We start from the raw sequence: 24,717 nt of genomic DNA, 5'->3' as shown, positions 1-24,717 counted from the left end.
CAAGAACAAGGATAACTATTGGACGAGAATTGCCTGCGCCAGTTCAAGGTCGCTGGCATGAAGTTTTGGCTGGGTCCGACGCAGATAGACCAGGGCAGACTCCAATTGCGCTCCTCGCAGTTGACCGTCACTGGCGATGAACGCAGCAGCGTCATCGTGTGCCGCGAGTAGCAGCTTACGGTCGAAGGGGGCGGAGGTCACCATGCTTGTGGCGTAGCCGGTGGCGACAACGCCTTGAGTAGACAGGTCAAAGGCATGGGTCGAGCCCATCCAAAAGGCCGCCACGAAAACCGGAATGGTCAACAGATGTGAAAGAAAACGCATGGGACTCGATAGCTGAAGGCGAGCCCCAAGGCTAGCGCAACGCCCGGTCTAGAGCCAGCGTTGAAACATTGGGACACGGCGGGCGTGTCCCACGTCAGAGAGGTTGCTTAAATAGTCAGGATGGCCTGGGCCAGCTGCGCATCCGTTGCCGTCAGTTGGGGCGCCTGGTGGCGAATGTGGTCGAGTGCGCTTTCCAGTTTTACGCCACGAATGGCGCCTTCGCTGGCGACGAAGCTGGCAGCGTCGTCACGGGCGGCGCGCACGATCTTGTCATCGCGAAAGGAAGACGTGACGTCGGAGGTCGCATCGGACGTGGCCTTGAGTGCACCCACGACAGCATCGGTGGTCACGATAAAGCTGGTGGCGTGGGAATTGGCAGCCACGGCAAGCAGGGCTGCAGCGCTGAGCAGACGAAGACGGGACATGGTGTAACTCCTTTGGAAAACCGATTGAGAGGTGACGCGGTATCTGTTGGATCAGACGCCTGTCGCGCAGCGTTCGCCACCTTCTGCCTTGATATTAGGCCTGCGCGCATCGATTCGCACAGTCTCGTCTGTTCGCGCAGGTCATTAGCGCCAGAACGGTTTATCCAATTCACTGAGGCGATCCGCGCGTCTGATGCCCAGGTCTGAGAGCTGCCGGTCATCGAGTTGGCCCAGTAAACGCCGTGTTCTAGCCCTTTCCAGGCCATTGGCGAGTGCCCTCGGCAATCCGCGAAACCAGCGCAAACAGCGCAAACAGGGTTTCGATTGAGGCGTGGAAACGGAAACATCCAGTAAGCGATTCATGGCGCGGTCCTTTTGCTGGCGGGTTGGATCTCATGGTGATCCCGTCCTGCCTTCCGTAACAGACACGCTGGGTCGATATTGTACTGGTTCAGTTTATAATTAAACAAAACTGTACCTGTTCGCCAGTAGCCGTACTGTATGCCCGGTATCGATTGTCCAAAACGACAAAGCCCGTCGTGGTTTCCCACGACGGGCTTTGTTTTTTCAATTTGGAGTGCTGGCGGTGGACCCTACAGGTCAGAGCCAGCGACGCTAACTTAGCGCCAGAACGGCTTGCTCAGCTCTTCGTAGCGTTGTGCTTCGCTAATCCCGGCGTCAGCCAGCAGACGCGAATCCAGGCGAGCCAGTTGATGGCGGCTGGAGATGCGGCGCTGCCACAACATCAGGTTGGCGATAACGCGCAGAGGCATGGAAGCCTGGGTTTTTGCAGCAGTGTCTTCGAAGAACAGTTCGGAACTGAGTGTACGTTCCATGGTTGACATCCTTCCGCTTGTGGCGGGATTAGGTAGTGGTTTAACTGATGCCAATGATCCTCTCGTTTGGCTAGTCTCTGTAGATACAGTTCACCTGTATTGTGAGGGGCCAGTTAACTGTTAATAGGCAGTGTACTGGTCGAAATTGAGGCAACTGTACCTATCTGCACCAATAAGATGCATTTTTAGTGATTTGACTGGAAGGCGTAGGGAGTTACGGTAGGAAAAGACCAGTACAGCAGTACAGTTTTAAACGCATTTCTACTTGGCAACAGCAAGCTGACGAAACTGTGTATGCGTCAGCTGCTATCTGTACCAATTACACCGCCAGCATTCGCCCGGTTTCTTCCAGGTTGATGTGCCAGCTCAGTGCATCACGCAGGATATGCGGCGTGTGTCCGCCGATTGCGCAAGCGGCTGTGAAGTAGTCATCCAGGGCCTGGCGATAGTCCGGGTGCACGCAGTTGTCGATGATGACGCGAGCCCGCTCCCGCGGCGCCAGGCCACGCAGATCGGCCAAGCCAATCTCGGTCACCAGAATGTCGACGTCATGTTCGGTGTGGTCAACGTGGCTAACCATCGGAACAACGCTGGAGATCGCGCCGCCCTTGGCGATCGACTTGGTGACGAAAATCGCCAAGTGCGCATTGCGCGCGAAGTCGCCCGACCCGCCAATGCCGTTCATCATCCGCGTGCCGCAGACGTGGGTGGAGTTGACGTTGCCGTACAGGTCGAACTCCAGCGCGGTGTTGATGCCAATGATGCCGAGCCGGCGCACCACTTCCGGGTGATTGGAAATTTCCTGCGGGCGCAGGACCAATTTGTCCTTGTAACGCTCCAGGTTGCCGAAAACGTCGGCGTTGCGACGGCTCGACAAGGTGATCGAACTGCCCGACGCAAAGCTCAGCTTGCCGGCGTCGATCAGGTCGAAGGTCGAGTCCTGAAGCACTTCGGAGTACATCGTCAGGTCTTCGAACGGCGAGTCGATCAGGCCGCACATCACGGAGTTGGCGATGGTGCCGATACCGGCCTGCAATGGACCGAGTTTGTTGGTCATGCGTCCGGCAGCCACTTCCTGCTTGAAGAAGTCGATCAAGTGGTCGGCGATGGCCTGGGTGTCAACGTCCGGCGGCAACACCGTGGACGGCGAGTCGGACTGATTGGTGATCACGATGGCGACGATCTTTTCCGGCGGAATCGGGATGGCAGTGCTGCCAATACGATCATCGACTTTCACCAGCGGAATTGGCGTGCGGGTCGGGCGATAAGTCGGGATATAGATGTCGTGCAAGCCTTCGAGATTCGGGTTGTGCGCCAGGTTGATCTCGACGATCACCTGTTTTGCGAAAATCGCGAAGCTGGCCGAGTTGCCAACCGATGTCGTCGGCACGATGTGGCCTTGCTCGGTGATCGCCACGGCTTCAATCACTGCGATGTCCGGCAGTTTGAGCTGTTGGTTGCGCAGGAGCTCCACGGTTTCCGAAAGGTGCTGATCGATGAACATCACTTCGCCGGCATTGATGGCCTTGCGCAAGGTGCTGTCCACCTGGAACGGCATGCGTCGTGACAATACGCCGGCTTCGGTGAGCTGTTTATCGAGGTCGTTGCCCAGGCTGGCGCCAGTCATCAGGGTGATTTTCAGCGGGGTGATTTTGGCGCGTTCGGCCAATGCGTGAGGCACGGCTTTGGCTTCGCCGGCGCGAGTGAAACCACTCATGCCGACGGTCATGCCGTCCTCAATCAGAGCAGCAGCGTCAGCGGCGCTCATCACCTTATCGAACAACGAAGGCAAGCGAATACGATCACGGTACATGGATTGTTATCTCGGGCAACGGAAGCAAGGTGTGCAGTCTAGTGATTTCAAAAAAATTCCTCCCGCTACCATGGTCGAATGCAGACCCCTGATTTAGAGCCTTTTGTCGGGTTTTGGCGGGCAATAAAAAACCCCAGCCTACTAAAGGCTGAGGTTTTGGGTATTGCGCTGGAGCAGGTTTTACTCGACGGCCTTGACCATGTCTTCGATGACTTTCTTGGCGTCGCCGAAGACCATCATGGTTTTGTCCAGGTAAAACAGTTCGTTATCCAGACCGGCATAGCCGCTGGCCATCGAACGCTTGTTGACGATGATGGTCTTGGCCTTGAACGCCTCGAGAATCGGCATGCCGGCGATCGGCGATTTCGGATCGTTCTTTGCGGCGGGGTTGACCACGTCGTTGGCCCCGAGCACCAGCACCACGTCGGCCTGGCCGAACTCGGAGTTGATGTCTTCCATCTCGAACACCTGGTCGTAAGGTACTTCGGCCTCGGCCAGCAATACGTTCATGTGGCCAGGCATACGACCGGCAACCGGGTGGATCGCGTACTTCACGGTCACGCCACGGTGGGTCAGCTTCTCGGTCAGCTCTTTCAGCGCGTGCTGCGCCCGTGCTACCGCCAGGCCGTAGCCCGGAACGATGATCACGGTATCGGCGTTGGTCAGCAGGAAGGTGGCGTCGTCAGCCGAACCGGATTTCACCGGGCGGGCTTCTTTCGAACCCGCCGGGCCAGCCGCGTCCGCGGTGTTGCCGAACCCGCCGAGCAGTACGTTGAAGAACGAGCGGTTCATCGCCTTGCACATGATGTACGAGAGGATCGCACCGGACGAACCTACCAGGGAGCCGGCAATGATCAGCATCGAGTTGTTCAGCGAGAAGCCGATACCCGCCGCTGCCCAGCCGGAGTAGCTGTTGAGCATCGACACCACGACCGGCATGTCCGCGCCGCCGATCGGGATGATGATCAGCACACCCAGCACGAAGGCCAGGGCCAGCATCAGCGCGAAGGCGCTGAGGTTGCCGGTCAGCATGAAGGTCACGCCCAGCGCCAGTGTGGCCAGGCCCAGCAGCAGGTTCAGTTTGTGCTGACCGCTGAACTGTACCGGTGCGCCCTGGAACAGGCGGAACTTGTACTTGCCCGAGAGCTTGCCGAACGCGATCACCGAGCCGGAGAAGGTGATGGCACCGATGGCCGCACCGAGGAACAGTTCCAGACGGTTGCCGGCAGGAATCGCATCACCCAGTTGCTTGACGATGCCCAGCGATTGCGGCTCAACGACCGCAGCAATGGCGATGAACACTGCGGCCATACCGATCATGCTGTGCATGAAAGCGACCAGTTCCGGCATCTTGGTCATTTCAACGCGCTTGGCCATGATCGAGCCAGCAGTGCCGCCGACCAAGAGGCCGACGATGACGTAGCCGATGCCAGCGGTGGCCCCGCCTTCCCCAAAAGAGAGCGCGCCCAGCTTATAGATGAGGCCCACGGTGGTGATGATCGCCAGCGCCATGCCCAGCATGCCGTACACATTGCCGCGCCGCGAGGTGGTCGGGTGCGACAGGCCTTTGAGGGCCTGGATGAAGCAGATCGACGCGATCAAGTAGAGCGTCGTGACGAGATTCATGCTCATTACTTGGACGCCTCTTCTTTTACTGCTTTCGGGGCTTTTTTCTTGAACATCTCAAGCATCCTGCGAGTCACCAGGAAGCCACCGAACACGTTCACGGCCGCCAGGGCGACTGCGAGGGTGCCCATGGTTTTACCCAATGGCGTGACAGTCAACGCCGCTGCCAGCATGGCGCCGACGATCACGATCGCCGAGATCGCGTTGGTCACCGCCATCAAGGGCGTGTGCAGTGCAGGTGTAACGTTCCAGACCACGTGATAACCGACATAAATCGCCAGCACGAAGATGATCAGGTTGTAGATACCGGGGGAGATAAGCTCTTCCATCGTCTGAATCCCTGCTTAGGCGTTTTTGCGGATGACTTGGCCGTCGCGGCACATCAGGCACGCGGCGACGATGTCGTCTTCTAGGTTTACTTCGAACTGGCCTTCTTTGTTGAAGACCAGCTTCAGGAAGTCCAGCAGGTTGCGCGCGTACAGGGCCGAAGCGTCTGCCGCGACCGCGCCGGCCAGATTGGTCGGGCCGCAAATGGTCACGCCATTTTCGACGACCACTTGATCGGCCACGGTCAGCGGGCAGTTACCGCCCTGCGCTGCGGCGAGGTCGATGACCACCGAGCCCGGCTTCATCTGCGCCACGGTTTCCGCGCTCAACAGCGTCGGTGCCTTGCGGCCTGGGATCAGTGCAGTGGTGATGACGATGTCGGCCTGCTTGGCGCGTTCGTGCACGGCCAGGGCCTGACGTTGCATCCAACTGGCGGGCATTGGCCGCGCGTAACCACCGACACCGACGGCGCATTCGCGCTCTTCATCGGTCTCGTAAGGCACGTCGACGAATTTGGCGCCGAGGGATTCGATCTGCTCTTTTACCGCAGGACGCACGTCAGACGCTTCGATCACGGCACCTAGACGTTTCGCTGTCGCGATCGCCTGCAAACCGGCTACGCCAGCGCCGAGAATCAGCACGCGTGCCGCTTTCACGGTTCCCGCAGCGGTCATCAGCATCGGCATGAAGCGCGGGTAGTGGTGAGCGGCCAGCAACACGGCTTTATAGCCAGCGATGTTGGCTTGGGAGGACAGCACATCCAGGCTCTGGGCGCGGGAGGTGCGCGGCGCGGCTTCCAGTGCGAACGCGGTAATACCGCACTCAGCCAGCTTGGCAATGGTTTCATTGCTGAACGGGTTGAGCATGCCCACCACGACGGTACCGCTCTTTATCAGCGTCAGTTCGCTGTCGCTGGGGGCGACCACCTTGAGAATCAGCTCGGCACCAAACGCTTCGTTGGCACTGCCAATGGTTGCGCCTGCCGCTTCATAAGCACTGTCGACAACGCTGGCGTTAATGCCGGCGCCGCTTTGCACAGTGACCTTATGACCCTGGCCGATCAGCTTCTTGATGGTTTCCGGGGTTGCAGCAACCCGTGTTTCACCCGTCTGGGTTTCGAGAGGAACACCAATGTGCACGTCAAATCTCCTGCGTGATCTTATTGAGTAAACCCAGGCACTTCGGATGGTGCGGCTGGGGCGGCCGATCAGCACGATCCCGCCGAATCAGGGCGGGGCGCGGCATTTTGCAGGCGAACTTTGTGCCCTTCAAGGGATTATGACGGGTGACGGAAAATTAACTACAAGTCACCCCGTGACCGAATGTCGCACTGTCTTGTTCAATCCCTTGCAGGCCGTGCCTTGTAAGGATTTTGGCCGAAATTCAAGAATTTACACATTGGTACGGTGAATGAGGTGTCATTGCTGCCAAATAGAGGCTCAAGGCCACGATTTCAGGCACTTGTGGGACGTTTGTGCAGTTTCCCGGTACAGTCTGCGGATATGCGACAAATACTTATATCTGTAGGGCTTTTATTTTATTGACTACGGGGTCAGCTAATGCTCGTAAGCCTTTATCCTTCTAGGCTGTAGCTTTGCGCCTGATTAACCAGCCAATCGCGAAATGCCCTCAAAGAAGCCGATTCAACCTTTCGCTCAGGAATCATCAGGTAATACGCCTTGATGCTGGGCAGTGCCTGGGGATTGGCAATCACCAAGCGTTTCTCCGCCAGTTCGCGCTGAATCAGAAACGGCGGAATCAGTGCGATTCCCATATCGTGCATGGCCGCCTGGGCAAGCATGGAGAATAGCTCGTAGCGCGGTCCTGTCATGTCTCGCGGGATATTAAGGTTCTGGGAGTTGAACCACTGGCGCCAGGCGTAAGGGCGAGTGGTTTGCTGCAGGAGGGGCAATTCGGCGATTTCACCCGGCGTCAGGGTTGTCTTTTTACCCAGTAGGTTGGGGCCGCACACCGGCATGGGATGTTCACCCATCAGCCTGTGGGATTCGGTACCCGACCAGTCGGCGTCGCCAAAGTAGATGGCAGCATCGAAGTCGGTGTCGGCAAACAGGAAGGGGCGTGTCCGGTTGGTGAGGTTAACCGTCACCTCCGGGTGTTTTTGCTGGAAGTCCTTCAGTCGCGGCAACAGCCATTGAGTGCCGAACGTCGGAACCACCGCCAGTTCGATGACGTTGGCGCCCTGCTGGCCCATCACTGACAAGGTGTCCCGTTCAACCGCGTCGAGTTGAGTGGCAACCCGACGGCTGTAGGAAAGTCCGGCTTCCGTCAGCTTCACGCCGCGTCGCGAGCGTCGGAAGAGTTCGACGCTGAGGAACTCCTCAAGGCTGGCGATCTGTCGACAAATCGCCCCTTGGGTCAGCGAAAGCTCTTGGGCTGCCTTGGTAAAGCTCTCATGGCGTGCGGCCGCTTCAAAGCTGATCAGGGCGGTGGTGCTGGGTATTTTCCTGCGCATGTACGTCAACCTCACTAATACATCGCATAAAAGCTGTTGTGCGACGTTTCGGAGTGAGAAATTAGCACAACAGTATGCAAAATCCTCGTTTGCGGTGACGCCGAACCCGGCCTAGGATCAGTCCACGTTATTTGACCCGATTCGAGAGGACACACTCATGGGCGGTAAAGCTAGCTTCAACTGGATCGATCCACTGCTGCTGGATCAACAGCTCACCGAAGAGGAGCGCATGATCCGTGACACCGCCGAGCAATTCGCTCAGCAGAAGCTCGCGCCGCGTGTGCTTGAAGCTTTCCGTCATGAAAAGACTGACCCGGCGATCTTCCGTGAAATGGGTGAAGTCGGCCTGTTGGGGGCGACCATCCCTGAGCAGTACGGTGGCAGCGGCCTGAACTACGTCAGCTATGGCTTGATCGCCCGTGAAGTAGAGCGCGTCGACTCGGGCTATCGTTCGATGATGAGTGTGCAGTCCTCGCTGGTGATGGTGCCGATCAATGAATTCGGTACCGAAGCCCAGAAGCAAAAGTATTTGCCGAAATTGGCCACAGGCGAATGGATTGGATGTTTCGGTCTGACCGAGCCTGACCACGGTTCCGACCCGGGCGCGATGATTACTCGTGCACGCAAAGTGGAAGGCGGCTACAGCCTGACGGGCAGCAAGATGTGGATCACCAACAGCCCGATCGCTGATGTGTTCGTGGTCTGGGGCAAGGACGATGCGGGCGACATCCGGGGCTTCGTACTGGAGAAGGGCTGGAAAGGCCTGAGCGCTCCGGCGATTCACGGCAAGGTCGGCCTGCGTGCGTCGATCACCGGTGAGATCGTCATGGACAATGTGTTTGTCCCTGAAGAGAACATCTTCCCTGATGTCCGTGGTTTGAAAGGCCCTTTTACCTGCTTGAACTCGGCGCGTTATGGCATTTCCTGGGGGGCGCTGGGCGCTGCCGAGTTCTGCTGGCACACCGCTCGCCAATACACCCTGGATCGTAAGCAGTTCGGGCGCCCGTTGGCCGCCACTCAACTGATCCAGAAGAAACTGGCGGACATGCAGACTGAAATCACCCTGGCGCTGCAAGGTTGCCTGCGTCTGGGTCGTATGAAAGATGAAGGCACGGCTGCGGTCGAGATCACTTCGATGATGAAGCGCAACTCCTGCGGCAAGTCTCTGGACATCGCTCGCATGGCGCGTGACATGTTGGGCGGTAACGGTATCTCCGATGAGTTCGGCGTTGCCCGTCACCTGGTCAATCTGGAAGTGGTAAATACCTATGAAGGTACGCATGACGTCCACGCGCTGATCCTTGGTCGCGCGCAAACCGGCCTCCAGGCGTTCTATTAATAGGGGAACAGCCATGGGCGCGCTTTCGCATCTACGGGTACTGGATTTATCGCGGGTGCTGGCCGGGCCTTGGGCTGGGCAGATCCTTGCCGACCTTGGCGCCGAAGTAATCAAGGTTGAGCGTCCGGGCAATGGCGATGACACGCGCGCCTGGGGGCCTCCCTTTCTGAAAGACGCCAATGGCGAGAACACCAGCGAGGCTGCCTATTACTTGTCGGCCAATCGCAACAAGCAATCGGTGACCATCGATTTCACGCGCCCGGAAGGGCAAAAGCTGGTGCGCGAATTGGCGGCCAAGTCGGACATCCTGATCGAGAACTTCAAGGTCGGTGGTCTGGCGGCTTATGGGTTGGACTATGACACGCTGAAAGCGGCCAATCCGGATCTGATTTATTGCTCGATCACCGGGTTTGGTCAGACCGGTCCTTATGCCAAGCGCGCGGGTTATGACTTCATGATCCAGGGATTGGGCGGTCTGATGAGCCTGACGGGTCGACCTGAAGGCGACGAAGGTGCTGGACCGGTGAAAGTCGGCGTGGCGCTGACGGATATTCTGACCGGGCTCTATTCGACTGTCGCGATCCTTGCAGCGCTTGCGCATCGGGATCATGACGGTGGTGGTCAGCATATCGACATGGCGTTGCTGGATGTCCAGGTGGCTTGTCTGGCTAATCAGGCGATGAACTATCTGACGACGGGCAACGCGCCCAAGCGTCTGGGTAATGCTCATCCGAACATCGTGCCCTATCAGGACTTTCCTACGGCGGATGGCGACTTCATCCTCACTGTCGGTAACGATGGGCAGTTCCGCAAATTCGCAGAGGTGGCTGGGCAGCCTCAGTGGGCAGATGATCCACGCTTCGCTACCAATAAGCTGCGGGTGGCGAACCGGGCAGTGCTGATTCCGCTGATCCGTCAGGCGACAGTGTTCAAGACCACTGCTGAGTGGGTCGTGCAATTGGAGCAGGCTGGTGTGCCGTGTGGGCCGATCAACGATCTGGCTCAGGTGTTTGCCGATCCTCAGGTCAGGTCGCGTGGGTTGGCAATCGAGCTGCCCCATGCGTTGGCCGGGATGGTGCCGCAGGTGGCGAGCCCGATTCGTCTGTCCGAGACCCCCGTGGAGTACCGCAGTGCGCCTCCTTTATTGGGCGAGCATACGCTGGAGGTGTTGCAGCGGGTGTTGGGCCTGGATGCTTGCGCAGTGGCTGCTTTCAAAGAGGCTGGGGTGCTCTGAGGATCTCTTCTATATAGAAGGCGTGGTTTTGCTCTCCTATATAGAGGGGAGCGGGCTGTTTTTCGTCTTTCTGCAAGTTATTGATAGAAAGGCGTAATTAAGGGTTGACGGCAGATTCTGGAAGTCTATAATTCGCCCCACTTCCGGCGCAGTCTAAACGGAAAACTCCTTGGTAAACAAAGAGTTACGCAGTTTTCGACAGTGGCTTGCTTCAGTTCATCGAAGCCTGGAAGGAGTTGGTAAGGCCGTGTGTTTTCGCCTTATTGACGATTCGATCTTCTCGGTCGAAAGCGGTGAAAAAGAGGTGTTGACAGCAGCGAGTAACGCTGTAGAATTCGCCTCCCGCTAACGAGAGATCGGAAGCGCAAGTGGTTGAAGTTGCAGAGGAAACTTTGAAAACTTCTGAAAATAACCGCTTGACAGATACAGAGGACGCTGTAGAATGCGCGCCTCGGTTGAGACGAAAGATCTTAACCACCCGCTCTTTAACAACTGAATCAAGCAATTCGTGTGGGTGCTTGTGGAGTCAGACTGATAGTCAACAAGATTATCAGCATCACAAGTTACTCCGCGAGAAATCAAAGATGTAACCAACGATTGCTGAGCCAAGTTTAGGGTTTCTTAAAAACCCAAAGATGTTTGAACTGAAGAGTTTGATCATGGCTCAGATTGAACGCTGGCGGCAGGCCTAACACATGCAAGTCGAGCGGCAGCACGGGTACTTGTACCTGGTGGCGAGCGGCGGACGGGTGAGTAATTCCTAGGAATCTGCCTGGTAGTGGGGGATAACGCTCGGAAACGGACGCTAATACCGCATACGTCCTACGGGAGAAAGCAGGGGACCTTCGGGCCTTGCGCTATCAGATGAGCCTAGGTCGGATTAGCTAGTTGGTGAGGTAATGGCTCACCAAGGCGACGATCCGTAACTGGTCTGAGAGGATGATCAGTCACACTGGAACTGAGACACGGTCCAGACTCCTACGGGAGGCAGCAGTGGGGAATATTGGACAATGGGCGAAAGCCTGATCCAGCCATGCCGCGTGTGTGAAGAAGGTCTTCGGATTGTAAAGCACTTTAAGTTGGGAGGAAGGGCAGTTACCTAATACGTAATTGTTTTGACGTTACCGACAGAATAAGCACCGGCTAACTCTGTGCCAGCAGCCGCGGTAATACAGAGGGTGCAAGCGTTAATCGGAATTACTGGGCGTAAAGCGCGCGTAGGTGGTTCGTTAAGTTGGATGTGAAATCCCCGGGCTCAACCTGGGAACTGCATTCAAAACTGTCGAGCTAGAGTATGGTAGAGGGTGGTGGAATTTCCTGTGTAGCGGTGAAATGCGTAGATATAGGAAGGAACACCAGTGGCGAAGGCGACCACCTGGACTGATACTGACACTGAGGTGCGAAAGCGTGGGGAGCAAACAGGATTAGATACCCTGGTAGTCCACGCCGTAAACGATGTCAACTAGCCGTTGGGAGCCTTGAGCTCTTAGTGGCGCAGCTAACGCATTAAGTTGACCGCCTGGGGAGTACGGCCGCAAGGTTAAAACTCAAATGAATTGACGGGGGCCCGCACAAGCGGTGGAGCATGTGGTTTAATTCGAAGCAACGCGAAGAACCTTACCAGGCCTTGACATCCAATGAACTTTCCAGAGATGGATTGGTGCCTTCGGGAACATTGAGACAGGTGCTGCATGGCTGTCGTCAGCTCGTGTCGTGAGATGTTGGGTTAAGTCCCGTAACGAGCGCAACCCTTGTCCTTAGTTACCAGCACGTAATGGTGGGCACTCTAAGGAGACTGCCGGTGACAAACCGGAGGAAGGTGGGGATGACGTCAAGTCATCATGGCCCTTACGGCCTGGGCTACACACGTGCTACAATGGTCGGTACAGAGGGTTGCCAAACCGCGAGGTGGAGCTAATCCCACAAAACCGATCGTAGTCCGGATCGCAGTCTGCAACTCGACTGCGTGAAGTCGGAATCGCTAGTAATCGCGAATCAGAATGTCGCGGTGAATACGTTCCCGGGCCTTGTACACACCGCCCGTCACACCATGGGAGTGGGTTGCACCAGAAGTAGCTAGTCTAACCTTCGGGAGGACGGTTACCACGGTGTGATTCATGACTGGGGTGAAGTCGTAACAAGGTAGCCGTAGGGGAACCTGCGGCTGGATCACCTCCTTAATCGACGACATCAGCTGCTCCATAAGTTCCCACACGAATTGCTTGATTCATTGAAGAAGACGATAAGAAGCAGCCCGAAATTGGGTCTGTAGCTCAGTTGGTTAGAGCGCACCCCTGATAAGGGTGAGGTCGGCAGTTCGAATCTGCCCAGACCCACCAATTTTTGTGTGGGATCCTGTAGCAATACGGGGCCATAGCTCAGCTGGGAGAGCGCCTGCCTTGCACGCAGGAGGTCAACGGTTCGATCCCGTTTGGCTCCACCACTACTGCTTCTGATTGTGTAAAGCTTAGAAATGAGCATTCCATCGCGAGATGGTGAATGTTGATTTCTAGTCTTTGGCTAGATCGTTCTTTAAAAATTTGGGTATGTGATAGAAAGATAGACTGAACGTTACTTTCACTGGTAACGGCTCAGGCTAAGGTAAAATTTGTGAGTTTAATCGCGAATTTTCGGCGAATGTCGTCTTCACAGTATAACCAGATTGCTTGGGGTTATATGGTCAAGTGAAGAAGCGCATACGGTGGATGCCTTGGCAGTCAGAGGCGATGAAAGACGTGGTAGCCTGCGAAAAGCTTCGGGGAGTCGGCAAACAGACTTTGATCCGGAGATGTCTGAATGGGGGAACCCACCTAACATAAGTTAGGTATCTTAAGCTGAATACATAGGCTTAAGAAGCGAACCAGGGGAACTGAAACATCTAAGTACCCTGAGGAAAAGAAATCAACCGAGATTCCCTTAGTAGTGGCGAGCGAACGGGGACTAGCCCTTAAGTGGCTTTGAGATTAGCGGAACGCTCTGGAAAGTGCGGCCATAGTGGGTGATAGCCCTGTACGCGAAAATCTCTTGGTCATGAAATCGAGTAGGACGGAGCACGAGAAACTTTGTCTGAATATGGGGGGACCATCCTCCAAGGCTAAATACTACTGACTGACCGATAGTGAACTAGTACCGTGAGGGAAAGGCGAAAAGAACCCCGGAGAGGGGAGTGAAATAGATCCTGAAACCGTATGCGTACAAGCAGTGGGAGCCCACTTTGTTGGGTGACTGCGTACCTTTTGTATAATGGGTCAGCGACTTATTTTCAGTGGCGAGCTTAACCGAATAGGGGAGGCGTAGCGAAAGCGAGTCTTAATAGGGCGTCTAGTCGCTGGGAATAGACCCGAAACCGGGCGATCTATCCATGGGCAGGTTGAAGGTTGGGTAACACTAACTGGAGGACCGAACCGACTACCGTTGAAAAGTTAGCGGATGACCTGTGGATCGGAGTGAAAGGCTAATCAAGCTCGGAGATAGCTGGTTCTCCTCGAAAGCTATTTAGGTAGCGCCTCATGTATCACTGTAGGGGGTAGAGCACTGTTTCGGCTAGGGGGTCATCCCGACTTACCAAACCGATGCAAACTCCGAATACCTACAAGTGCCGAGCATGGGAGACACACGGCGGGTGCTAACGTCCGTCGTGAAAAGGGAAACAACCCAGACCGTCAGCTAAGGTCCCAAAGTTATGGTTAAGTGGGAAACGATGTGGGAAGGCTTAGACAGCTAGGAGGTTGGCTTAGAAGCAGCCACCCTTTAAAGAAAGCGTAATAGCTCACTAGTCGAGTCGGCCTGCGCGGAAGATGTAACGGGGCTCAAACCATACACCGAAGCTACGGGTATCACTTAGGTGATGCGGTAGAGGAGCGTTCTGTAAGCCTGTGAAGGTGAGTTGAGAAGCTTGCTGGAGGTATCAGAAGTGCGAATGCTGACATGAGTAACGACAATGGGTGTGAAAAACACCCACGCCGAAAGACCAAGGTTTCCTGCGCAACGTTAATCGACGCAGGGTTAGTCGGTCCCTAAGGCGAGGCTGAAAAGCGTAGTCGATGGAAAACAGGTTAATATTCCTGTACTTCTGGTTATTGCGATGGAGGGACGGAGAAGGCTAGGCCAGCTTGGCGTTGGTTGTCCAAGTTTAAGGTGGTAGGCTGGAATCTTAGGTAAATCCGGGATTCTAAGGCCGAGAGCTGATGACGAGTGTTCTTTTAGAACACGAAGTGGTTGATGCCATGCTTCCAAGAAAAGCTTCTAAGCTTCAGGTAACCAGGAACCGTACCCCAAACCGACACAGGTGGTTGGGTAGAGAATACCAAGGCGCTTGAGAGAACTCGGGTGAAGGAACTAGGCAAAATGGCACCGTAACTTCGGGAGAAGGTGCGCCGGTGAGGGTGAAGCATTTACTGCGTAAGCCCATGCCGGTCGAAGATACCAGGCCGCTGCGACTGTTTATTAAAAACACAGCACTCTGCAAACACGAAAGTGGACGTATAGGGTGTGACGCCTGCCCGGTGCCGGAAGGTTAATTGATGGGGTTAGCTAACGCGAAGCTCTTGATCGAAGCCCCGGTAAACGGCGGCCGTAACTATAACGGTCCTAAGGTAGCGAAATTCCTTGTCGGGTAAGTTCCGACCTGCACGAATGGCGTAACGATGGCGGCGCTGTCTCCACCCGAGACTCAGTGAAATTGAAATCGCTGTGAAGATGCAGTGTATCCGCGGCTAGACGGAAAGACCCCGTGAACCTTTACTATAGCTTTGCACTGGACTTTGAATTTGCTTGTGTAGGATAGGTGGGAGGCTTTGAAGCGTGGACGCCAGTTCGCGTGGAGCCAACCTTGAAATACCACCCTGGCAACTTTGAGGTTCTAACTCAGGTCCGTTATCCGGATCGAGGACAGTGTATGGTGGGTAGTTTGACTGGGGCGGTCTCCTCCTAAAGAGTAACGGAGGAGTACGAAGGTGCGCTCAGACCGGTCGGAAATCGGTCGTAGAGTATAAAGGCAAAAGCGCGCTTGACTGCGAGACAGACACGTCGAGCAGGTACGAAAGTAGGTCTTAGTGATCCGGTGGTTCTGTATGGAAGGGCCATCGCTCAACGGATAAAAGGTACTCCGGGGATAACAGGCTGATACCGCCCAAGAGTTCATATCGACGGCGGTGTTTGGCACCTCGATGTCGGCTCATCACATCCTGGGGCTGAAGCCGGTCCCAAGGGTATGGCTGTTCGCCATTTAAAGTGGTACGCGAGCTGGGTTTAGAACGTCGTGAGACAGTTCGGTCCCTATCTGCCGTGGACGTTTGAGATTTGAGAGGGGCTGCTCCTAGTACGAGAGGACCGGAGTGGACGAACCTCTGGTGTTCCGGTTGTCACGCCAGTGGCATTGCCGGGTAGCTATGTTCGGAATAGATAACCGCTGAAAGCATCTAAGCGGGAAACTAGCCTCAAGATGAGATCTCACTGGGACCTTGAGTCCCCTGAAGGGCCGTCGAAGACTACGACGTTGATAGGTTGGGTGTGTAAGCGCTGTGAGGCGTTGAGCTAACCAATACTAATTGCCCGTGAGGCTTGACCATATAACACCCAAGCAATTTGTGAACTCGAAAGAGGCCAGATTGCGGTGTGTGAAGACGAAACGAACCGAAAGTTCGAGTACAAACACACAAATCTATCGCATACCCATTCGCTGGCGCGTGATCTCACAAGAGAACACGAACTGGCTACCGAATTTCTTGACGACCATAGAGCATTGGAACCACCTGATCCCATCCCGAACTCAGCAGTGAAACGATGCATCGCCGATGGTAGTGTGGGGTTTCCCCATGTGAGAGTAGGTCATCGTCAAGATTAAATTCCGAAACCCCTATCTGCGTATGCAGGTAGGGGTTTTGTTTTAGTAGAAGTCACCAATTTTACTGGCACGTTACCGACGTAACGGGCTGGTCACAGAATTTCTTGACGACCATAGAGCATTGGAACCACCTGATCCCATCCCGAACTCAGCAGTGAAACGATGCATCGCCGATGGTAGTGTGGGGTTTCCCTATGTGAGAGTAGGTCATCGTCAAGATTGAATTCCAGAGCCCCTGTCTGCTAACGCAGACAGGGGTTTTGTCTTTTGGGGGATTGTAAAAACCTCAATCTGAAAGCAGGTGTGAGCTATCCTTTGCGTGCCTTGCTGCTTCTGCGAGCAAGCAACTTGCGCCACCAAATATAGATACCCGTCACCGACAACACCGCAATCAATATGCCCAACACCGCGATCATGACTTGTCCCGTGAAACCAATGATCCGTCCACCATGTATCGGTAATTGCAGTCGATAAAAACGCTCCCCGAGAGTGCCCTGCCCCGCGATCTCTTGCCCCAGTAAACGACCGTCTGAGCCATGGAAGAACAACCAGGATTTACCATGCGCCTCGGTATCATGTTGCCCAAAACCCGCTCCATAAAAGTTGTACTCAAAGCTGTAGTACAATTCCCCTATCGCGGTAGTCAGCCCTAATCGTTGACCTTCCTGCAGCGCACGTTCATAAGCCTGTTGATAACTCAGTCGCGTAACGCCCAATTCCTCGACAGGTAAGCGCCCGCGGGCCTCATAGACGCTTGGTTCAATCGGCGAAAACAGCGAGACCGCAGGTTTGAACACCTGGCTCGGAAGGTTCATGGCGACGCTGCTGACAGCAACCGGCAGCAACAACAGCCAAAGCCACAAACCACCCGCACGGTGCAGATCGAAGTTCAGTCGATAGGCATGCCCGCCCTTGATATTCCAGGCCGTCGACCACTTCTGCCAGAACGGTTTTCCCCGTGGAAAGGTCAGCCATAGCGCGATGAAACAATCGACGACCCAGGCTATTGCCACCAGCCCCATCAACCACAATCCCCAGTTCCCCGGCAGTACCAGGTTGTAGTGGAACTCAAGAATGAAGGGGATGAAGTTCTCATGCTGAAAACAGCAGGCGCCCCAATAACGTTGCCCCTTTTGCTCACCACTCGCCGGATCCAGATAGAACACCTGATTAGGTTCGGCAAAAGGTTGTCCGGTGGAGGGATCGTTGCGCGGCACCGCCGCCAGCAACGCCGTATGTCCAACCTTTTCCGGGTACTCCATGTACCAGACTTGCAGCCTCGGGTGCTCAGTTTGCAGCGCGTCGACCAAGGCGCCAGGGGGCAAACGCTGACCTTCGGAAGACGCTGAATAGAACCCCGGATTGAGCCACTCATCCAGCTCATGATTAAACGCCAGAATGCTCCCGGTAATGCCCGCCATCAGCAGGAAAAGAGCGGTAGCCAAACCAATGTATCGGTGAAGTAAAACCAGAAGTGCACGCATGGAATTTTCCCGCAGAGACGACAAAGCCAGCCCCTGAAATCAGGTGCTGGCTTTTTTGTGTATGGCGAATAATTAGAACTGGTAGCTCACCGTAGCGGCGACGTTGCGCTCTTCGCCCAGGTAGCAGAAGTTCAGGCTGGCACAGGAGGCCACGTAGGACTCGTTAGTCAGGTTGTTCGCATTCAGGCGTACGTCAACGCCCTTCAAGCCAACTTTGCCCAGGTCATAGCCGACAGACGCGTCAAACAACGTGTAGGACGGCACCTTTATAGTGTTTTCCGCATCGGCCCAGCTATAGCCGACATAACGCACACCACCGCCCAGTCGCAGACCATCGAGTGCCGCGCTGTCGAACTTGTAGTCAGCCCACACCGAAGCTATGTGCCGCGGTGCCTGGGTCGGCGAGTTGCCCTTGTTTTCGATTACGTCGGTAGCCGTGCTCAAGGTGCTGATCATCGACTTCGAGTATTCGATGTCGGTGAAGGTGTAGCTGCCGAGCACTTTCAGGTTATCCGTCAGCTGCATGTGCGCTTCCAGTTCCAGACCTTGAGAGCGGACAGCGCCTACGGCGCGATAGAAGTTTTCCTGCGGCAGTTTGGTCGCCAGGTTTTCCTGATCGATGCGGAACAGCGACGCCGTGAACAAGTTGTCGGTGCCCGGCGGCTGGTACTTCAGGCCCACTTCCCACTGGGTGCCATCGGTCGGAGCCAAGGGATTGCCGGCGCTGTCTGCGTAGGAGTTCGGGTTGAACGACTCGGAGTAGCTGATGTACGGCGCGATGCCGTTATCGAACAGGTACAACGCCCCCGCTCGCCCTGTCAGCTTGGTACGTTTGTCACTGATTTCCGTGCCTTCGGGGCGTCCAGCTTCAGCCAGCCGATTTTCATCGGAGGTTTCGACCCAGTCCTGGCGCATACCCAGAGAGAAGCGCCATTTATCCATCTCGATGAGGTCTTGCAGGTAGACGCCGGTCTGTTCCAGACGACGCAGATAGCTGGTCGGGCTGTAGAAGTCGATGGCCGAATTGCCATACACCGGATTGAACGCGTCGATCGGCGCAAGACCGCCGCTGGTCCAGTCGACCACCGTTTTGCGTCGCTGGTAGTCCGCGCCCATCAGCACGGTGTGCTTGGTCGCGCCGGTGAAGAACTCGGCTTGCAGCATGTTATCGACGATAAAGGCATGGAGCTTTTCGTCGCCACCGGTGTAATAGCGATTCAACTCGTTACTGGTGGGTGTGGTCCAGCCATAGGCGTAAACCTGATCGATCTTCACCTTGGAGTCGAGATAACGAAAGTTCTGTCGCGCGGTGAAGACGTCGTTGAAACGATGCTCGAACTGATAACCGAAGGACTGCTGATCACGCTGAAAGCCGTCAACGTCCGGTTCGCCCTCGAAGAAGTGTGGAGAGATCCGATTGCCATTGCGCTGATGGAGGGTGCCGTCAGCCGGCACGCCGCCGTGATAGCCGCCGTCGGGATCGTGTTGCAAATAGGCTTGCAGGGTCAGCGAGGTGTCTTCGGTGAAGTCGATGCTCACAGTCGGCGCGAGAGCGAAGCGCTTTTCCTTGTTGTGGTCGAACTGTGTGTCGGACTGATCCGCCAAGCCAGTCAGGCGATAGGCAATGCGTTTGTCATCATCCAACGGGCCGCTGAAGTCGAAACCCATGCCGCGTTGGCCTTGGGTCCCCACCGTCGCTTGGACCTGATGATAGGCCTCGTAGAGCGGCTTCTTGCTGGTCAACGCCACCAGGCCACCGGGTGAGCTGCGACCGTAGAGCACGGATGATGGCCCTTTGAGAATATCCACGCGCTCGAGGAAATACGGGTCCACCTGCATGGTGCTGTAGGTACCGCTGTCACCCATGGATTTGAGGCCATCGAGGTAGATGTTATCCACCGAGCCGTCGTTGAAACCGCGCATGGCCACGTAGTCATAGCGGTGGGTTGCGCCGTAAGGGTTGGTCAGCACGCCGGGGGTGTAGCGCATCGCCTGGGACACGGTTTGTGAACCCTGATCGTCCATTTGCTCACGGGTGACCACCGACACGCTTTGCGACGTTTCCAGCAGAGCGGTACTCGTTTTGGTGGCGATCTGGCTGTGAGTCGCGTTGTAACCGTCCATGCTGCCCAGCGCGTTACCGAGGGCAAAGCCTTTGATGTCAGTGGTGGGCAGTGCCAGCGCTTCGGTTTCGGCGACAGGTCGCAGCACATAACTCCCGCCGTCCTGGCTCACTGCCTCCAGGCCAGAGCCGCTGAGTAAATGGCTCAATGCCTGATCCACCGAGTAATCACCCTGCACGCCGGGTGACTGAAGACCACCGGTTTGCGAAGGCGTCGTCGACAGCGTGATGCCTGCCTCGCGCGCAAACCGGTTGAGTACATCGCTCAATGGCCCGGCGCTGATGTTGTAGCGGTGGCTGCTGACTTCGCTGCTTTGCGCTGCCAGACCAAGTGTCGGCAACAAGCCGACACTCAGAGCGGTTGAGAACATCGCAGCCCGAACAGCGTGGCGCAAAATGCCCAAATCTGCAGTGAAAATAGGAGGGTTCTTACTCGTGGCGCGCACAATCATTGTAGGTTTCCGTAGGAAGTCGCTGAAGTCAGAGTTGAAGTGCTTACTGACTAAGCCGGTCTTGCTCGGAAAACCCGCCAAAAATAATTCAGACCTGCCGCTCCAGCGTCACCCACCAGCGGGTGCGATAGCGCAGTTGCACCGGCAGGGTTTGCGGGAGGATGGCCAGCAGCTTGTCGGTGTTTTCGAGGCGGAAAACACCGGACAGTCGTAAGTCGGCAATGTCCGCTGAGCACGTCAGATAACCGTGCCGGTAGCGTGCGACTTCATTGAGGAAATCCCCCAGGCGCATGTTGCGGGTAACGATCAGGCCGTCGACCCAGGCACCGGCATCCATGTCCGGCGGCGGTGCCAACCTCGCCTGGCGATGATCGATCAAATAGCTCTGCCCGGCCTTAACTTGAGTCGGCACGCCATCGGCAGGAAGCGGTGAATGGATCGTCACCATGCCGCTGGTAACGCTGAGCCGTGTGCAGTCGGCTTCCTGACGGAGGATAAAGCGTGCGGCCACGCCCTCATACACACCGTGGCGACTTTGCACGCGTAACGGTCGATCAAACGAAGATCCTTCGTCGATCCCGCCGCACGTCACGATGATTTCGCCGCGGGTCAGTTTGATCAGTCGCTGCTGCGCGGTGTAATCCAGGTCCACCGCACTGGCGGTGTTCAATTCCAGGCGCGTGCCATCCGGTAACTGGAACCCACGGCGCTCGCCCGTGGCGGTGGCGAAGTCGGCGGTCCACTGTTGCCAACCCACTACATCCTTGCCTAGCCAGGCCGCCGAACCCATCAGCAACGCGCCCGACAGCAACTTCAGGGCTTGGCGCCGTCCCAGGCCCTGAGCGCTATTTTCCAGCGTGTTGAAAGCGACCTGAGCGCCGGGCACCCCCCGCAAATTGCTGCTCAACTCGGCTTGCAGTGACTGCACCCGTTGCCAGGCCAACTCGTGTTCATGGTGCTCCGCCCGCCAGACCTCGCATTGCTGACGCAGCCTCGGATTGGTCGAGTTGTTACGTAACCGCAGCAGCCAATGGATGGCCTGTTTGACCACCTGCTGATGAGGTTCTGCGCGTCGGTTCAGTGACACGTTATCCACAGGCATCACGCTTCATACCGCAAGACATAGCAGTGATAGAGCGCTTCTGCGACATAGCGCTCCACCGAACGCAGGGACAACCCCATCTGCTCGGCGATCTGTTTGTGGGTGAGTCCTTCGCACTGGGCGAGCAGAAAGGCCTGACGCACTTTCGGCTTCAATCCTTCGAGCATGCGGGCGATGCTTTCCAGCAATTCAAGCACCAGCGCCCGGGCCTCGGCGCTCGGTGTTTCGGCCTCGGGCAAATGGGCGATGGTTTCCAGGTAGGCGCGCTCGATTTCTTCACGGCGCCAATGGTCGATGACCAGTCCACGGGCGATGGTCCGCAAAAACGCGCGGGGAGCCTTGAGTTCCAGGCGTTCGGTTCGTTGCAGCAAACGGACGAAGGTGTCCTGAGCCAGGTCCGCCGCATCGGCGGCATTGCCCAGTCGCGCGCGCAGCCATGTGTTGAGCCAACCGTGATGGCTACTGTAAAGCGCCTGTACTGCAAACTCAGGTGAGGACATGAACGTAACAGCCTGGACGTCACAAATGATAATTAGTCGCATTGTCATCAAGGGGTGGCGAATTTGCAACTGCCGTTCGAACAACCGTCATCACAAAAATGCTACTCAGATGCTCTAGCACGACGTTCGGCGGGTATTTGAGGGGAATGCCGGGCATTCCCTAAGATTTATTCCTTCTGTGCCGACAGCCTGACGAGACATGCGTGCACCAAAGTAGAGCGACCACTGGGAGCCGCTTGAGCTGTACATGGAATGTTGCAACCCGGAACGCATCCCCACTTTCTGCATAAGAAGTCCCATGAAATGAATCTCAAGTTCAGCCATAAAATCCTGTTGGCCGCCTCCGGCGTCGTGGTGGTGGCTTTTGCATTGTTCACGTTGTACAACGACTATCTGCAGCGAAATACCATCCGGCAAAACCTGGAGTCCTCCGTCCAGCAGGCCGGTGACCTGACCGCCAGCAGCGTGCAGAACTGGATGAGCGGCCGCGTGCTGGTGCTGGAAAACCTCGCGCAAAACGTCGCCCATCAAGGCGCCAATGCAGACCTTGCCGGGCTCGTCGATCAACCGGCTCTCACCTCGAACTTCCAGTTCACCTACGTCGGCCAGGTCAATGGCGTATTCACTCAGCGCCCTGATGCGAAGATGCCGGACGGCTACGATCCGCGTCAGCGTCCCTGGTACAAGCAAGCCGTTGCCGCCGACAAAACCATGCTGACCCCGCCGTACCAGGCCGCCGTCGGTGGCCTGGTGGTGACCATTGCCATGCCGGTGAAAAAGTACGGCGAGTTGCTCGGCGTGGTGGGCGGTGACCTGAGCCTGGAAACCCTGGTGAAGATCATCAACTCGGTGGACTTCGGCGGCATCGGTCATGCGTTTCTGGTCAGCGCCGACGGCCAGGTAATCGTCAGCCCGGACAAAGACCAGGTGATGAAAAACCTGAAGGACATCTACCCCAACGCCGGTGTACGCATCGAGAAGGGTAACCGGGAAGTCACCCTGAACAATCAGGACCGCATCCTCTCGTTCACCCCGGTGAGCGGTTTGCCGAATGCCGCGTGGTTCATCGGTCTGTCGATCGACAAGGACAAGGCCTACGCGCCACTGAGCCAGTTCCGCACTTCGGCGCTGATCGCGATGTTCATCGCCGTGGCCGCCATTGCCGTGCTGCTGAGCCTGTTGATCAACGTGCTGATGCGTCCGCTGACCACCATGGGCCGAGCGATGCAGGACATCGCCCAAGGTGAAGGCGACCTGACCCATCGTCTGGCCGTGGAAAGCAAAGATGAATTCGGTGAGCTGGGCGGTTCGTTCAACCAGTTTGTGGAGCGGATACACGCGTCGATTTCCGAAGTGTCGTCGGCGACCCGTCAGGTCCATGACCTGTCGCAACGGGTGATGGCATCGTCCAACGCCTCGATCATCGGCTCCGACGAGCAAAGTGCGCGCACCAACAGCGTGGCTGCGGCGATCAACCAATTGGGCGCCGCCACCCAGGAAATCGCCCGCAATGCCGCCGATGCTTCGCAGCACGCCAGTGGCGCGAGTGAGCAGGCGGACGACGGTCGTCAGGTGGTGGAAAAAACCATTCTGGCCATGACCGAGCTGTCGCAGAAAATCAGCCTGTCGTGCACACAGATCGAAACCCTGAACGCCAGCACCGACAACATCGGGCACATTCTGGATGTGATCAAGGGCATCTCTCAGCAGACCAATTTGCTGGCACTCAACGCGGCCATCGAAGCGGCCCGTGCCGGTGAAGCCGGTCGTGGTTTTGCGGTGGTAGCGGATGAGGTGCGTAACCTGGCCCATCGCACGCAGGAATCGGCCGAGGAGATCCATAAGATGATCACCTCGCTGCAGGTCGGTTCTCGCGAAGCGGTGACGACGATGAATGCCAGTCAGGTTTCCAGCGAAGAGACCGTTGAAGTGGCGAACCAGGCTGGCCTGCGGTTGGTCAGCGTGACCCAGCGCATTGGCGAAATCGATGGCATGAACCAGTCGGTGGCGGCGGCCACCGAAGAGCAGACTGCGGTGGTGGAAACCCTGAATGTGGACGTCAATCAGATCAATCTGCTGAACCAGCAGAGCGTGGCGAACCTCAATGAAACGTTGAAGGATTGCGATGCGTTGTCGTTGCAGGCTAATCGGTTGAAGCAGTTGGTTGATAGCTTCAAGATCTGATTGAAGTCAGCTGGACCGCGTTATCGTTCAATCGCGAGCAGGCTCGCTCCCACAATTGATTTTGCGTGATCACAATATGTGTGAACGACTGCAAACCCTTGTGGGAGCGAGCCTGCTCGCGAATGCGGTGGATCAGTCGCCGTTGAACTAACGCCTTACACAAACAGCTTCAGTACATTGTTCATCGCATCATCGGCAAACCCCTGCACGAAATCCTTGAAGCCCGGCAATGCTTCGGCACCCCCCTGAGCCGGTTCGGCAATGATGGTCCAGGTCGCACGGGACGTGTCCGCTCCCAGCGGTTCAACACTCATCGCCGCCCACAAATTGGCCACGCCCAGCGTGTTGAAGATTGTGGTCCATGTCATGTTCAACGCCTGGTCATCCCGCGAGTTCAGCTGCTCGACGACCAGGTTGCCGTCCTTGAAGAACTTCTTGCGCAGGGACGAAACGCCCTCCCCCGTCATCTCGATATGCGACAGCGCCGGAATGAATTGGTCGAAGCCAGCAAAGTTGCCGACCACGGCCCAGACTTTCGCGGCTTCTGCCGGTACATCCACCGAAGACACGACGTGGCAGCCTTGAGGGTTTTTGATCAGGGTATCGGGTTGCAGAGTGCTCATGGTCTTGC

17 protein-coding genes, 2 tRNA genes and 4 rRNA genes are annotated in these 24,717 nt (G+C 56.4%); 9 read left to right on the top strand and 14 right to left on the bottom strand.

Annotated features, from left to right (window positions below; all coding sequences use genetic code 11):
• Positions 1–15 precede the first annotated feature (15 nt).
• The 9 genes from ACYZUD_RS23400 to ACYZUD_RS23360 form a co-directional block, all read right to left on the bottom strand.
• The gene (locus ACYZUD_RS23400) at positions 16–324 is read right to left on the bottom strand and encodes a DUF2388 domain-containing protein (protein WP_462020353.1); all 309 of its coding nucleotides are present in this window, start codon (positions 322–324) and stop codon (positions 16–18) included.
• 107 nt (positions 325–431) lie between these two features.
• A complete protein-coding gene (locus ACYZUD_RS23395) occupies positions 432–749 on the bottom strand; it encodes a DUF2388 domain-containing protein (RefSeq protein WP_462020352.1) in 318 nt (105 codons plus the stop codon).
• A 144-nt stretch (positions 750–893) separates the two neighbouring features.
• Positions 894–1,112 carry a DUF1127 domain-containing protein gene (locus ACYZUD_RS23390; protein ID WP_462020351.1) on the bottom strand — a complete coding sequence of 73 codons (219 nt, stop codon included), beginning with the start codon at positions 1,110–1,112 and terminating at the stop codon, positions 894–896.
• Between the two features lie 257 nt (positions 1,113–1,369).
• The gene (locus ACYZUD_RS23385; RefSeq protein WP_370694728.1) at positions 1,370–1,522 is read right to left on the bottom strand and encodes a DUF1127 domain-containing protein; all 153 of its coding nucleotides are present in this window, start codon (positions 1,520–1,522) and stop codon (positions 1,370–1,372) included.
• A 382-nt stretch (positions 1,523–1,904) separates the two neighbouring features.
• Positions 1,905–3,398 (bottom strand): acetyl-CoA hydrolase/transferase family protein, encoded by a 1,494-nt coding sequence (locus ACYZUD_RS23380; protein ID WP_462020350.1) that lies wholly within the window; start codon positions 3,396–3,398, stop codon positions 1,905–1,907.
• Between the two features lie 180 nt (positions 3,399–3,578).
• Positions 3,579–5,030, bottom strand: coding sequence for an NAD(P)(+) transhydrogenase (Re/Si-specific) subunit beta (locus ACYZUD_RS23375; RefSeq protein ID WP_462020349.1), 1,452 nt, complete (start codon positions 5,028–5,030; stop codon positions 3,579–3,581).
• On the bottom strand, positions 5,030–5,353 hold the full coding sequence (locus ACYZUD_RS23370; protein WP_017335806.1) for an NAD(P) transhydrogenase subunit alpha part 2: 324 nt from the start codon (positions 5,351–5,353) through the stop codon (positions 5,030–5,032). Before ACYZUD_RS23370 ends, ACYZUD_RS23375 begins: the two co-directional genes overlap by 1 nt.
• Positions 5,354–5,368: 15 nt before the next feature.
• Positions 5,369–6,490 (bottom strand): Re/Si-specific NAD(P)(+) transhydrogenase subunit alpha, encoded by a 1,122-nt coding sequence (locus ACYZUD_RS23365; protein ID WP_462020348.1) that lies wholly within the window; start codon positions 6,488–6,490, stop codon positions 5,369–5,371.
• A 434-nt stretch (positions 6,491–6,924) separates the two neighbouring features.
• The gene (locus ACYZUD_RS23360; protein WP_462020347.1) at positions 6,925–7,824 is read right to left on the bottom strand and encodes a LysR family transcriptional regulator; all 900 of its coding nucleotides are present in this window, start codon (positions 7,822–7,824) and stop codon (positions 6,925–6,927) included.
• Between the two features lie 157 nt (positions 7,825–7,981).
• On the opposite strand from ACYZUD_RS23360, the gene ACYZUD_RS23355 reads away from it, so the two are divergent.
• From ACYZUD_RS23355 to rrf (ACYZUD_RS23320), 8 genes are all read left to right on the top strand, one after another.
• Positions 7,982–9,163, top strand: coding sequence for an acyl-CoA dehydrogenase (locus ACYZUD_RS23355; RefSeq protein WP_462020346.1), 1,182 nt, complete (start codon positions 7,982–7,984; stop codon positions 9,161–9,163).
• A 13-nt stretch (positions 9,164–9,176) separates the two neighbouring features.
• Complete coding sequence (locus ACYZUD_RS23350) at positions 9,177–10,397, top strand: CaiB/BaiF CoA transferase family protein (protein WP_462020345.1); 1,221 nt, start codon at positions 9,177–9,179, stop codon at positions 10,395–10,397.
• Positions 10,398–11,038: 641 nt separating this feature from the next.
• A 16S ribosomal RNA gene (locus ACYZUD_RS23345) occupies positions 11,039–12,577 on the top strand.
• Positions 12,578–12,659: 82 nt separating this feature from the next.
• Positions 12,660–12,736, top strand: a tRNA-Ile gene (locus tag ACYZUD_RS23340).
• A gap of 28 nt (positions 12,737–12,764) precedes the next feature.
• Positions 12,765–12,840: transfer RNA gene (locus ACYZUD_RS23335), tRNA-Ala, on the top strand.
• A gap of 235 nt (positions 12,841–13,075) precedes the next feature.
• Positions 13,076–15,967, top strand: a 23S ribosomal RNA gene (locus ACYZUD_RS23330).
• A gap of 155 nt (positions 15,968–16,122) precedes the next feature.
• A 5S ribosomal RNA gene (gene rrf / locus ACYZUD_RS23325) occupies positions 16,123–16,238 on the top strand.
• 107 nt (positions 16,239–16,345) lie between these two features.
• Positions 16,346–16,461, top strand: a 5S ribosomal RNA gene (rrf, locus tag ACYZUD_RS23320).
• The 16S, 23S and 5S rRNA genes sit together here with 2 tRNA genes alongside, the layout of an rRNA operon.
• A gap of 89 nt (positions 16,462–16,550) precedes the next feature.
• Here the strand turns inward: rrf (ACYZUD_RS23320) and ACYZUD_RS23315 are convergent.
• The 4 genes from ACYZUD_RS23315 to ACYZUD_RS23300 form a co-directional block, all read right to left on the bottom strand.
• Positions 16,551–17,726, bottom strand: a complete 1,176-nt coding sequence (locus ACYZUD_RS23315) for a PepSY-associated TM helix domain-containing protein (RefSeq protein WP_462020344.1) — start codon at positions 17,724–17,726, stop codon at positions 16,551–16,553.
• Between the two features lie 72 nt (positions 17,727–17,798).
• Positions 17,799–20,300: a TonB-dependent siderophore receptor gene (locus ACYZUD_RS23310; RefSeq protein WP_462020343.1), complete on the bottom strand. Its 2,502-nt coding sequence runs from the start codon at positions 20,298–20,300 to the stop codon at positions 17,799–17,801.
• A gap of 88 nt (positions 20,301–20,388) precedes the next feature.
• Positions 20,389–21,402 carry a FecR domain-containing protein gene (locus tag ACYZUD_RS23305; RefSeq protein ID WP_462020342.1) on the bottom strand — a complete coding sequence of 338 codons (1,014 nt, stop codon included), beginning with the start codon at positions 21,400–21,402 and terminating at the stop codon, positions 20,389–20,391.
• Complete coding sequence (locus tag ACYZUD_RS23300) at positions 21,402–21,902, bottom strand: sigma-70 family RNA polymerase sigma factor (protein WP_462020341.1); 501 nt, start codon at positions 21,900–21,902, stop codon at positions 21,402–21,404. Before ACYZUD_RS23300 ends, ACYZUD_RS23305 begins: the two co-directional genes overlap by 1 nt.
• Positions 21,903–22,205: 303 nt before the next feature.
• On the opposite strand from ACYZUD_RS23300, the gene ACYZUD_RS23295 reads away from it, so the two are divergent.
• Positions 22,206–24,086 (top strand): methyl-accepting chemotaxis protein, encoded by a 1,881-nt coding sequence (locus tag ACYZUD_RS23295; protein ID WP_462020340.1) that lies wholly within the window; start codon positions 22,206–22,208, stop codon positions 24,084–24,086.
• 155 nt (positions 24,087–24,241) lie between these two features.
• On the opposite strand, the gene ACYZUD_RS23290 is transcribed toward ACYZUD_RS23295, so the two are convergent.
• Positions 24,242–24,709, bottom strand: a complete 468-nt coding sequence (locus tag ACYZUD_RS23290; protein WP_462020339.1) for an SRPBCC family protein — start codon at positions 24,707–24,709, stop codon at positions 24,242–24,244.
• Positions 24,710–24,717 lie beyond the last annotated feature (8 nt).

The sequence above is a fragment of the Pseudomonas sp. XS1P51 genome, from assembly GCF_054897845.1.
Note: the sequence above shows the minus strand (reverse complement) of the source record. Positions and strands in the feature narration are given on the sequence as shown.